Source organism: Kitasatospora sp. NPDC048540, assembly GCF_040651175.1.
Taxonomy (GTDB): domain Bacteria; phylum Actinomycetota; class Actinomycetes; order Streptomycetales; family Streptomycetaceae; genus Kitasatospora.
In genome coordinates this window covers 1-11957 of record NZ_JBEZIR010000037.1, presented here as the reverse complement: position 1 = coordinate 11957, position 11957 = coordinate 1, and the positions used below count along the sequence as shown (strand labels likewise).

4 protein-coding genes are annotated in these 11957 nt (G+C 76.7%); 3 read left to right on the top strand and 1 reads right to left on the bottom strand.

Annotated elements, in window-relative coordinates:
* Positions 1-176 precede the first annotated feature (176 nt).
* Positions 177-440 carry a phosphopantetheine-binding protein gene (locus tag AB0D08_RS17100; protein WP_359889553.1) on the bottom strand — a complete coding sequence of 88 codons (264 nt, stop codon included), beginning with the start codon at positions 438-440 and terminating at the stop codon, positions 177-179.
* A gap of 210 nt (positions 441-650) precedes the next feature.
* On the opposite strand from AB0D08_RS17100, the gene AB0D08_RS17095 reads away from it, so the two are divergent.
* From AB0D08_RS17095 to AB0D08_RS17085, 3 genes are all read left to right on the top strand, one after another.
* Complete coding sequence (locus AB0D08_RS17095) at positions 651-1517, top strand: LuxR family transcriptional regulator (protein WP_359889550.1); 867 nt, start codon at positions 651-653, stop codon at positions 1515-1517.
* A 148-nt stretch (positions 1518-1665) separates the two neighbouring features.
* Complete coding sequence (locus tag AB0D08_RS17090) at positions 1666-9552, top strand: amino acid adenylation domain-containing protein (protein WP_359889548.1); 7887 nt, start codon at positions 1666-1668, stop codon at positions 9550-9552.
* Positions 9549-11957: condensation domain-containing protein (locus AB0D08_RS17085; protein ID WP_359889546.1), on the top strand; the 2409-nt coding region annotated here is incomplete at its 3' end. The genes AB0D08_RS17090 and AB0D08_RS17085, both read left to right, overlap by 4 nt.

Below are 11957 nucleotides of genomic sequence, written 5' to 3'. Positions count from 1 at the left end.
GTACGGATGGGCCTGCGGTATCGGTGCGGCCCTTTTCCGGGGCGCACCACCGCGGCGACAGCAACGTAACCGCGGGGGCGGCCGCCGCCCCGATTTCCCGACCGCTGTCCAAGCCGCGTTCCAACGGCTCTCAAGCGGACGTGGGGGGCGGCCGCCGGGGGCGGGCGGGTGCCCGCTCAGCGGTCCGCGGCCGGCCGGCCCGCGGACAGCAGGCGCCACCAGCCGTCCACCGTCGGTTCGGCGATCAGCTCCGGGAAGGCGGCCTCGATGCCGTGCCGGTGGCACCGGCTGACGACCTGCATCACCGCGACGGAGTGCAGGCCGTGGTCGATCAGGTCCTCGTCGTCCGAGGGCAGCAGGTCGGGTTCCAGCCCCATGCTCTCGGCGATCATCAGGCGGAGTGAATCCTTGGTCAGGGGGGTGCTCGAGGAATTGTCCATGGGCCGGACCGTAGCACCGGGAAAGAAATCCGCGGCGGTCCGCCGGAATTCCGTCGGCGGCCGGTGGGAGGCCATTGGCGAAGCGCTTGAACGGCGCTTGAGAAAACCGCTCCACGGCCTGCCCGGCGGCTAGTTTCGGAATCCGGACGGCCCGCCCGAACCCCGGACGGCCGCCCTCACACACCGACCCGCCGAACACTGGGAGCGAGGATGGAACGGCGAGCCCAGGCCCGCCCGGCCGCCACCGGGACCACCGCGTTGCGCGTGCTGCCCGGCGGATCCACGGCGACGGGCCCGCGCCCGAGGCACTACGGGTCCGCCGCGCCGTCGGCGCCGGCCGTCCCGCTCACCGCGGACGCCCACCACCGGCCCGCCGGGGACCTGCCGTACCAGGACCCGGCCGGGGAGTTCGGCCACGACTACGACCACGACCACGGCCAGGACGCCGTGCCGGTCTTCCTGCTGGCGTCCGACGTCCTGGTCCGGGCCGGCCTGCGCGCCCTGCTGGAGCGGCAGCCGGGTGTCCGGATCGCGGGCGAGGGCGCACCCGGCGCACCCGCCGGGGCCGCGCTGCACCGGGCCGAGGTCGTCCTCGTGCACGGGGCCGCCGACCCGGCGGCGCTCGGCCTGCCCCACGGCGGCGACCAGGACCGGCCCGCGGTGCTGACGGTCGGCGACCCGGAGCACGAGTCCGGGCGGCCCGGGGTGCACGGCTGCCTGCCCGCCACCGTGGCCGCCGCCGACCTGGCCGCCGCGGTGCGGATGGCCGCGGCCGGCTACCACCTGACCCGGCGGCCGGCCGCCGGAGCGGCCCGTGACCGAATCCCCGCTGCGGGCGCCGCGCCGCGCCGGGGCGGGCTCGGAGCGGTCGGCCCGGACGAGCTGACGGCACGCGAGGCCGAGGTCCTCGACCTGATCGCCCGCGGCCTGTCCAACGCCGAGATCGCCGACGAGCTGACGCTGTCCGAGCACACCGTCAAGTCGCACGTGCAGAACCTGCTCAACAAGCTCCACCTGCGCAGCCGCGTCCAGGCCGTGGTCTACGCGTACGAGACCGGGCTGCGGCAGCCCGGCTGACCGTCCCGGCGCCGGACGCGTCAGGCCCGTCAGCCGGCCGTCAAGCGCCCGGACCAGCATGTCCGCGGTCCCGTCGACCCATGGTGCGGTCGGCTGCGCCGTGCCACCGCCCCGCCGGGCCGCGGCGGACGGCCCGACAGGAGGGGAAATGATGAGTGGTGCTGACGCTGCGTCGCTGGCTCTCACCGAGGCACAGCTCGGTGTCTGGTTCGCCCAGGCCAGGGACCCGCAGAGCCCGGCCTACACCACGGCCGAGTACACCGACCTGCGCGGACCGCTGGACACCGGCCGGTTCACCGCCGCCGTCCGCGCCGCCGTGGCGGCCACCGACACCATGGGGCTGAGGTTCACCACCCGTGACGACGGCGAGGTGCGCCAGCAGGTCGCCCGGGACCAGGACGACTGGCAGGTCCAACTGGTCGACCTCAGCGCCGAACCGGACCCCGCGGCCGCGGCCGACGACCGGATCCGGCAGCTGCTGAGCCACCCGCAGCTGCCGGTCGCGGGCCACGGACCGCTGTTCACCCAGGTCCTGTTCGTCCTCGGCCCCGACCACCACCGCTGGTACCAGCAGGTCCACCACCTGCTGCTGGACGGCTACGGCTTCCGGCTGCTGGCCCGCCGGGTCGCCGACGCCTACCGGGGCCGGCCCGCCACCGCCCGCCCGGGCGAACTCGCCGCCCTGGTCGGGGCCGAGCACGCGTACCGCACCACCCGGGCGTACGCCGCGGACCGCGCGCACTGGCTGACCACCTGGGCGGACCGGCCCGAAGCGGCCGGCCTCGGCAGCGGCGTCGCCGCCCCGGCCGCCGTGCCGCTGCGCCGCACCGCGTTCCTGCCGGACACCGTACGGCAGGGCCTGGACACCCTCGCCGCGACCGCCGACACCGGCTGGCAGCTCGCGGCGCTCGCCGCCGTCGCGCTGTACACCCGGCGCCTGACCGGCGCCCCCGAAGCGCTGCTCGGCCTGCCGGTCACCGCCCGGCGCAGCGCCGACGCCCGTCGCGTCCCGGCGATGCTCGCCGACGTGGCGCCGCTGCGGGTCCCGGCCGCACCGGGCTCCTCGCTCACCGCCCTGGTCACCGAGGTGAGGGACGCCGTCTCCGCGGTCCTGCGCCACCAGGGCTTCCCGTCCGCCGAACTGCGCCGCGAACTCGGCCTCGGCGCACCGGACCGGCGGCTGCACACCGTCATCGCCAACATCATGCCGTTCGACCACGCGCTGCCCCTCGACGGCCTGCACACCTCGGTCCACCCGGTGTCGACCGGCCCGGTGGAGGACCTCAAGGTCTCGGTCCGCCCGGGCCCCGACGGCACCGGCCTGCGCATCGACCTGGAGGCCAACCCCCTGCTGCACCGCGCGGAGCAGGCCGCCGCCCACCTGGCCCGGCTGACCGCCCTGCTGGAGACCTTCGCCACCGCCGACGGCTCGGCGCCCACCGCCCGGATCGACCTGCGCACCCCGGCCGAGCAGCAGCAACCCGCTCCCGCCGCCGGGCCCGTCCCGGCCCCCGGCACCACCCTGCCCGCCCTGTTCGAGGCCCAGGCCGCCCGCACACCCGGCGCCGTGGCCGTGGTGGACGGCGCGCAGCACCTCACCTACGCCGAGGTCAACGCCCGCGCCAACCGGCTCGCCCACCGGCTGCGCGCGCACGGCGCCGGACCGGAGCGCATCGTCGCCCTGGCCCTGCCCCGCTCCGCCGACCTGGTGGTCGCCGTGCTCGCGGTGGTCAAGTCCGGCGCCGCCTACCTGCCGCTCGACCCGGACTACCCCGCCGAACGGCTCGCCCGCACCCTGGCCGACGCCGCCCCCGCCGTCCTGGTCACCGCCGGGCCCGCCCCGGTCTCCGCCCCGCCCGGCACCGTCGCCGTCGCGCTGGAGGACGAGGCGCACAGCACGTACCCGGACACCGACCCGCAGGTCGGGCTCGACCCGCACCACCCCGCGTACGTGATCCACACCTCCGGCTCCACCGGGGTGCCCAAGGGCGTCGTCGTCCCGCACCACAACGTGGTACGGCTGTTCACCGCCGCCCGCCGGCACCTCGACCTCGGACCGGCGGACGTGTGGACCCTCTTCCACTCCTACGCCTTCGACTTCTCGGTGTGGGAGCTGTGGGGCCCGCTGCTGCACGGCGGACGCCTGGTGGTCGTCCCGTACACCGTCAGCCGCTCCCCGGGCGAGTTCCTCGACCTGCTGGAGCAGCAGCGGGTCACCGTCCTCAACCAGACCCCCTCCGCCTTCTACCAGCTGATCGAGGCCGACCGGGACCGCGCCCGCCCCGCCGACCTGTCCGCGCTGCGGCACGTCGTCCTCGGCGGCGAGGCGCTGGACGCCGCCCGGCTGCGCGACTGGTACGCCCGGCACGGCCACCGGACCCTGCTGTCCAACATGTACGGCATCACCGAGACCACCGTGCACGTCACCCACACCGCCCTCGACGGGCCCGACGCCACCCCGGGCGCCATCGGCGCGCCGCTGGCCGACCTGCGCGCCCACGTGCTCGACGGCGCGCTGCGCCCGGTCCCGCCCGGCACCACCGGCGAGCTGTACGTCGCCGGTCCCGGCCTGGCCCGCGGCTACCTGAACCGCCCGGCCCTGACGGCCCAGCGGTTCGTCGCGGACCCGTTCGCGCCCGCCGCCGACACCGGTGCCCGGATGTACCGCACCGGCGACCTGGTCCGGCTCCGCACCGACGGCACCCTGGAGTACCTCGGCCGCGGTGACCAGCAGGTGAAGATCCGCGGCTTCCGGATCGAACTCGGCGAGGTGGAGGCGGCGTTCGCCGCACTGCCCTCGGTCGCCCAGGCCGCCGTGACCGTCCGCGAGGACCGGCCGGGCGACCGGCGGCTGGCCGCCTACGCCGTCCCCGCCCGGGGCACGGCCCCCGACCCGGAGGGCTGGCGCCGGGAGCTGGCCGCCGTGCTGCCGGCCCACCTGGTGCCGGCCTCGTTCACGGCGCTGGACGCGATCCCGCTCACCGTCAACGGCAAACTCGACCGCGCCGCCCTGCCCGCCCCCGCCGCGGCCGCCGCCGGGCACACCGCGGACGGCGACACCGGGCCGCTCGCCGGTCTGCTGTGCGGCCTGTTCGCCCGGGCGCTCGGCGTCGCAGAGGTCGGGCCGCGCGGCGACTTCTTCACCCTCGGCGGGCACTCCGTGACCGCCAACCGGCTGCTGTCCGCGGCCCGGACCGAACTCGGCGTCGACCTGACCATCCAGGACCTGTTCGCCGAACCCACGCCCGCGGGCCTGGCCCGGCTCGCCCGGCGCAGCGACGGCACCCGGCCGCTGCTGCGGGCCGGTACCGGCCCGCAGGACGGCGCCCCGGTGATGTCGCCGGCCCAGCAGCGGATGTGGGTGCTGCGCGAGGTCGAGGGCCGCGCCCCCACCTACAACCTGCCGATCGCGCTGCGGCTGACCGGCCCGCTGGACCGCACCGCCCTGCACACCGCCCTGACCGACGTCCTGGGCCGCCACGAGACCCTGCGCACCCGCTACCCGGCCGGTCCCGACGGGCCACGGCCCGAGGTACTGGCCCCGGACTCCGTGCCCGGCCTGCTGTCCGCGACCGCGGTGGCCGCCGACGGCCTCGCCCGGGCACTGTCCGACGCCGCCCGCGAGCCCTTCGACCTCGACACCGGGATCCCGCTGCGGGCCCACCTGTTCACCGTGGACGACGGCAGCCACGTCCTGCTGCTGGTGCTGCACCACATCGCGGGCGACGGCTGGTCCCTGCGCCCGCTCTTCGGCGACCTGGCCACCGCCTACTCGGCCCGCTCGCTGGGCCGCGCCCCGCGCTTCGAGCCGCTGCCGGTCCGGTACACCGACTTCGCCCGGTGGCAGCGCGAACTGCTCGGCGGCGAGCACGACCCGGCGTCGGTGAGCAGCCGTCAGCTCGGCCACTGGGAACGGGCCCTCGCCGGCCTGCCCGACCAGCTCCAGCTGCCCTACGACCACCCCCGGCCGCCGGTGGCCCGCCACCGCGGCGGCTCGGTCCCGCTCACCATCGGCCCGGACCTGCACGCCGGGCTGGAGCGGCTGGCCCGCGAGCGCGGCGCCACCGTCCACATGGTGCTGCAGGCCGCCCTCGCGGCGCTGCTCACCCGGCTCGGCGCGGGCACCGACATCCCGATCGGCTGCCCGACCGCCGGCCGGGACGAGCCGGAACTCGACGCCCTGGTCGGCTTCTTCGTCAACCCGGTGGTGGTCCGGGTGGACACCTCCGCCGGGCCCGGCGGGGACGGCGCGCCCGGCGACCTGCCGTTCGCCGAGCTGCTGACCCGGGTCCGCGGCGCCGCCCTGGACGCCTTCGCCCACCAGGACGTGCCGTTCGACCGGGTGGTGGAACGCCTCCAGCCGGCCCGCTCGGCCGCCCGCCACCCGCTGTTCCAGGTGGTGCTCTCCTACCAGGAGTCCGAGCCGAAGGCCCGGCTGGCGGGGCTCACCGTCGCCCGGGAACCGGTCGCCCTCGGCGTCGCCAAGTTCGACCTCACCGTCAACCTGGTCGAGCACCGCGACGGCGACCACGCACCGGCCGGCGTCGACGGCGACCTGGAGTACGACCTCGCCCTGTTCGACCACGCCACCGCGGCCGGGATGGTCCGCCGGCTGCTGGCCCTGCTGCGGGCCGTCACCGCCGACCCCGAACTGCCGATCGGACGGTTCGACCTGCTGGACGAGGCCGAACTGGCCCAGCTGGCAGCCTGGAACGACACCGCCGGCGAACTCCCGGACACCGGCCTCGCCGAACTCTTCGCGGCCCAGGTCCGCCGCACCCCCGACGCGACCGCGCTGGTCGCCGGCGGCACCGAACTGACCTACGCCCAGCTCGACGCCCGGGTGGACGCCCTGGCCGCCCGGCTGGTGCGGCTGGGGACCGGACCCGAACGGGCCGTCGCCGTGCTCCAGCAGCGCTCCGCGGACCTGGTGGTCTCCCTGCTGGCGGTGGTCCGCGCCGGCGGCTACTACGTGCCCCTGAACACCCGCTACCCGGCGTCCAGGATGAGCCTGCTGATCCGGGAGGCCGGCGCCACCGTACTGCTCACCGACCGCGCCGTCGACGCCGACCACCACTGCGCCGAGTGGGCCGGACCGGCCCGGGTCCTGGTGGTCGACGACCCGCAGGCCGACACCCTGCCGCAGGCCGACGCCCCGCCGCAGCGCTGCGCCCCCGTACCCGCCCACCCCGACCGGCTCGCCTACGTGATGTACACCTCCGGCTCCACCGGGGTGCCCAAGGGCGTCGCCGTCACCCACCGCGACGTCGCCGTGCTGGCCGCCGACCGCTGCTGGCGCACCGGCAACCAGCAGCGGGTCCTGCTGCACTCGCCGTACTCCTTCGACACCTCGCAGTACGAGCTGTGGGTGCCGCTGCTGTCCGGCGGGACGGTGGTGGTCGCACCGCCCGGCGACCTCGACACCGCCGCGCTGCGCGACGCCCTGGTGGGCGGCCGGGTGACCGGCACGTGGCTCACCTCCGGGCTGTTCAACCTGCTCGCCGAGGAGGACCCCGGCTGCTTCCGCGGCGTGCGCGAGGTGTGGACCGGCGGCGACGTGGTCTCGCCCGCGGCCGTCACCCGGGTCCTCACCGCCTCCCCGGACACCCTGGTCGTCGACGGCTACGGCCCCACCGAGGCCACCACCTTCGCCACCCACCACTTCATGCGCGCACCGTGGCAGCAGGAGACCACCGTCGCGATCGGCACCCCCCTCGACAACACCACCTGCCACGTCCTGGACGCGGGCCTGCGCCCGGTGCCGCCGGGCGTCGCCGGTGAGCTGTACATCGGCGGCCACCGCCTCGCCCGCGGCTACCTCGGCCGGCCGGACGCCACCGCCGAACGCTTCGTCGCCGACCCGTACGGCCCGCCCGGCGCCCGGATGTACCGCACCGGCGACCTGGTCCGGCGCCGCACCGACGGCGTGCTGGAGTTCCTCGGCCGCGGCGACCACCAGGTCAAGGTGCGCGGCTTCCGGATCGAGCTCGGCGAGATCGAGTCGGTGCTCGGCCGCCACCCGGCCGTCGCGCAGAACGCCGTCCTGGTCCGCGAGGACCGCCCCGGCGAGAAGCGGGTCACCGCCTACGTGGTCGCCCAGCCGGGCGCCGCCGCCGACCCCGGCGAGCTGCGCCGGCACGTGGCCGCCGCGCTGCCCGACTACATGGTCCCGGCCGCCGTCGTCCTGCTGGAGCAGCTGCCGCTGACCCCGAACGGCAAGCTCGACCGCCGGCAACTGCCCGTCCCCGCGTACGAATCCGCGGACGCGCACCGCGCCCCCGCCTCACCCCGCGAGGAACTGCTGGCCGGCCTGTTCGGCGGGATCCTCGGCGTGCAGCGGCCCGGCACCGACGACAGCTTCTTCGACCTCGGCGGCGACAGCATCATGGCCATCCAACTGGTCGGCCGGGCCCGCCGGGCCGGACTGCTGCTCTCCCCGGCGCAGGTCTTCGAGCACCGGACGGTCGCGGCGCTGGCCGCCGTCGCCCGCGAGGCCGACGACCGGGGAGCCGGCGAGGACGGCGGTGCCGCCGACGGCCAGGCCTGGGGCGAGGTCCCGCTCACCCCGATCATGCACTGGCTGCGCGGACGCGGCGGCCCCGTCGAGGCGTTCAGCCAGTCCCTGGTGGTCCCGGTGCCGCCCGCGCTCGGCGAGGCGCGGCTCGCCGCCGCGCTGCGCGCCGTCGCCGACCAGCACGACGTCCTGCGGGCGGGCTTCACGACCGGCCCGGACGGCGCCTGGCGGATGACCATCGCCCCGCCCGGCGGCGCCGCCACGGCCGGCTGGGTCGACCGGGTCGACGCCACCGGCCTCGGCGAGGCCGCGCTGCGCGACCTCACCACGGCCGAGGCGGCACGGGCCCGCGCCCGGCTCGACCCGTGGACCGGCGCCCTGGGCCGGGCGGTGTGGCTCGACCGGGGCCCCGACCTGCCGGGCCGGCTGCTGCTGACCCTCCACCACCTGGTGGTCGACGGCGTGTCCTGGCGCATCCTGCTGCCCGACCTGGCCGCCGCCTGGCAGGCCGCGGCCACCGGCACCGCCTACCGCCCGACCCCCGCCGGGACCTCGTTCCGCAGCTGGGCCCGGCAGCTGGCCGCGCGCGCCGCCGGCCCCGGCCGGGACGCCGAACTCGACCGGTGGACCGGCCTGCTGGCGGCTCCCACCGCACCGGTCACCGCCCGGCCGCTCGACCCCGCCGTCGACACCGCGGCCACCGCCCGGCAGCTCACCCTCACCCTGCCCGCCGACACCACCGAAGCCCTGCTGACCACCGTGCCCGCGGTCTTCCACGCCAAGGTCGACGACATCCTGCTCACCGCGTTCACCCTGGCCGTCGCCGACTGGCGGGCCCGCCGCGGGCTCGGCGACTCGGGCGCCGTCCTGCTCGACCTGGAGGGCCACGGCCGGGAGCCCGGCGACTCGGGCGCCGACCTGTCCCGCACGGTCGGCTGGTTCACCGCCCTGTACCCCGTCCGCCTGGACCTCGGCACCCTCGACCGGCGGGACGCGCTGGCCGGCGGCCCCGCCGCCGGACGCGCCGTCAAACGCGTCAAGGAGCAGCTGCGGGCCGTTCCCGACGGCGGCCTCGGCTACGGCCTGCTGCGCCACCTGGACGCCGACGCCGGACCCCGGCTGGCCGCCCTGCCGACGCCCGCGCTCGGCTTCAACTACCTGGGCCGCTTCCGCGCCCCCGACGGCCCGGCCGCCGAGTGGAGCGTGGCGCCCGACGCCGAGGCGCTCGGCGAGGGCACCGACCCCGGCCTGCCGATGGCCCACGCGGTGGAGGTCGACGCCCTCACCCTGGACGGCCCGGACGGACCGCGGCTGCACGCCACCTGGAGCCGGCCCCGCCACCTGCTGGACGAGGACGCCGTCCGCGACCTCGCCCGGACCTGGTTCCGGGCGCTGGAGGCCCTCGCCGCCCACGCCCGGCGCCCCGACGCCGGCGGACACACCCCCTCCGACCTCTCCCTGGTCTCCCTCGACCAGTCCCAGATCGACCGACTCGAAGCCATGTGGAAGGTGTCCCGATGACGCAGAACGGCCTGGCAGACGTCCTGCCGCTGGCACCGTTGCAGGAAGGACTGCTGTTCCAGGTCCAGTACGACCGGGACGGCGTGGACGTGTACAACGTCCAACTGGTGCTGGAACTGCGCGGACCGCTGGACACCGGCGACCTGCGGGCGGCCGTGCACGCCCTGCTGCGCCGCCACCCCAACCTGCGTGCCGGGTTCTGGCAGCACGACCTCGACCGGCCGGTCCAGTTCGTCCCGCACGAGGCGCTGCCCGCCTGGCAGGAGGCCGACCTCGGCGGGCTCGACCCGGACGCCCGCGCCGAGGGCCTGCGCCGGTTCGTCGCCGAGGACCGCGCCCGGCGGTTCGACCCCGCCGTGCCGCCGCTGCTGCGGGCCGGCCTGGTGCGGCTCGGCCCCGACCACCACACCCTGGTGCTGACCACCCACCACCTGCTGCTCGACGGCTGGTCCATGCCGCTGCTGGTGCGCGAACTGTTCGCACTGTACGGGCACCGCGGCGACGACCGTACGCTGCCCGTCGCCCCGCCCTACCGCAGCTACCTGGCCTGGCTGGCCGACCGCGACCAGGACGCCGCCCGGGACGCCTGGCGCTCGTACCTGTCCGGCCTCGCCGAGCCCACCCTGCTCGGCGCCGCCGGGCGCGACGCCGCACCCGCCGGTGAACTGCCGGGCCAGCTGTGGCACGAACTCGACGAGAGCGCGTCGGCCGCACTCACCGCCGCCGCCCGCCGCCGCGGCCTGACCCTGAACACCGTGGTGCAGGGCGCCTGGGCGGTCCTGCTCGGCCACGCCCTCGGCCGCGACGACGTGGTGTTCGGCGCCACCATGGCGAACCGGCCGCCGGAGATCCCCGGCATCGAGTCCACCATCGGGATGTTCATCAACACCCTGCCGGTCCGGGTGGCGCTGCGCCCCGCCGAACCGTTCGCCGACCTGCTCGCGCGCGTCCAGCAGGAGCAGGCCGCGCTGATCGAGCACCGGCACCTGCCGCTGACCGAGGTGCAGCGCGGCGCCGGGCACGCCGAACTCTTCGACTCCGCCGTCGTCTTCGAGAACTACCCGCTGGACCCCGCCGTGCTGCGGGCCGAGAGCCGGGGCGTACGGCTGGCCGGCTTCGAGGTCGGCGACGCCACCCACTTCGCGCTGACGCTGCTCGCCATCCCGGGCGACCGGATCCGGCTGCGGCTGGACCACCGCGCCGACGTGCTCGACGGCGACGGCGCCCGCACCCTGCTCGGGCGCCTGGAGCGGCTGCTCGCCGACTTCGCCGCCGACCCCGGGCGGCCGGTGGGCCGGCTCGACCTGCTCACCGCCGACGAGCGGGCCCACGTCCTCGAGGTGGGGCGGGCGGCCGAGCACCCGGTGGCCGACCTGACCCTGCCGCAGCTGTTCGAGGCGCAGGCCGCCCGCACCCCCGACGCCACCGCGCTCGCCTTCGAGGGCCGCACCCTCGACTACGCGCAGCTCAACTCCCGCGCCAACCGCCTGGCCCGCGCCCTCGCCGCCCGCGGCGCCGGCCCCGACCGGGTCGTCGCCCTGCACCTGCCCCGCTCGCTCGACCTGTACGTCGCCGTGCTGGCCGTGCTCAAGACCGGCGCCGCCTACCTGCCCGTCGACCCCGAGTACCCGGCCCGGCGGATCGCCGACATGCTCGACGACGCCCGCCCGGCCCTGGTGCTGACCGCGGCGGACGCCGCCGAGGACCACGGCGGCCTGCCGGACGGCGACCTCACCGACGCCGAGCGCACCGCCCCGCTGACCCCCGCCCACCCCGCGTACGTGATCTACACCTCCGGCTCCACCGGCCGCCCCAAAGCCGTGGTCATGCCCGGCGGCGCCCTGGCCAACCTGCTCGCCTGGCACCAGCGGAGGATCCCCGGCGGGCCCGGCACTACCGTCGCCCAGTACGCCTCGCTGAGCTTCGACGTCGCCGCGCAGGAGATCCTCTCCGCGCTGCTGCACGGCCGCACCCTCGCCGTGCCGACCGAGCGGGTCCGGCGCGACGCCGGTGCGCTCGCGGCCTGGCTGCAGGAGTACCGGGTCAACGAGCTGTACGCCCCCGACCTGGTGATCGAGGCGCTCGCCGAGGCCGCCGCCGAGCAGGGCCTGACCCTGCCCGACCTGCGCCACCTGGTCCAGGCCGGCGAGGCGCTGACGGCCGGCTCGCGGGTGCGCGCGTTCTGCGCCGCCGTCCCCGGCCGGCGCCTGCACAACCACTACGGCCCCGCCGAGACCCACGTGGTGACCGGCTGCGAACTCCCCGTGGATCCGTCGTCGTGGCCGGAGCCGGTGCCGATCGGGCGGCCCATCGATGGTGCGCGGGTGTATGTGCTGGACGGGTTCCTGCGTCCGGTGGCGCCGGGTGTGACGGGGGAGTTGTACCTGGCGGGTGCGGGTCTGGCG

Bases quoted from the DNA above. Each gene is read 5' to 3' on its own strand.
- AB0D08_RS17100 (WP_359889553.1), bottom strand. From the start codon at position 440: ATGGACAATTCCTCGAGCACCCCCCTGACCAAGGATTCACTCCGCCTG.
- AB0D08_RS17090 (WP_359889548.1), top strand. From the start codon at position 1,666: ATGATGAGTGGTGCTGACGCTGCGTCGCTGGCTCTCACCGAGGCACAG.
- AB0D08_RS17095 (WP_359889550.1), top strand. From the start codon at position 651: ATGGAACGGCGAGCCCAGGCCCGCCCGGCCGCCACCGGGACCACCGCG.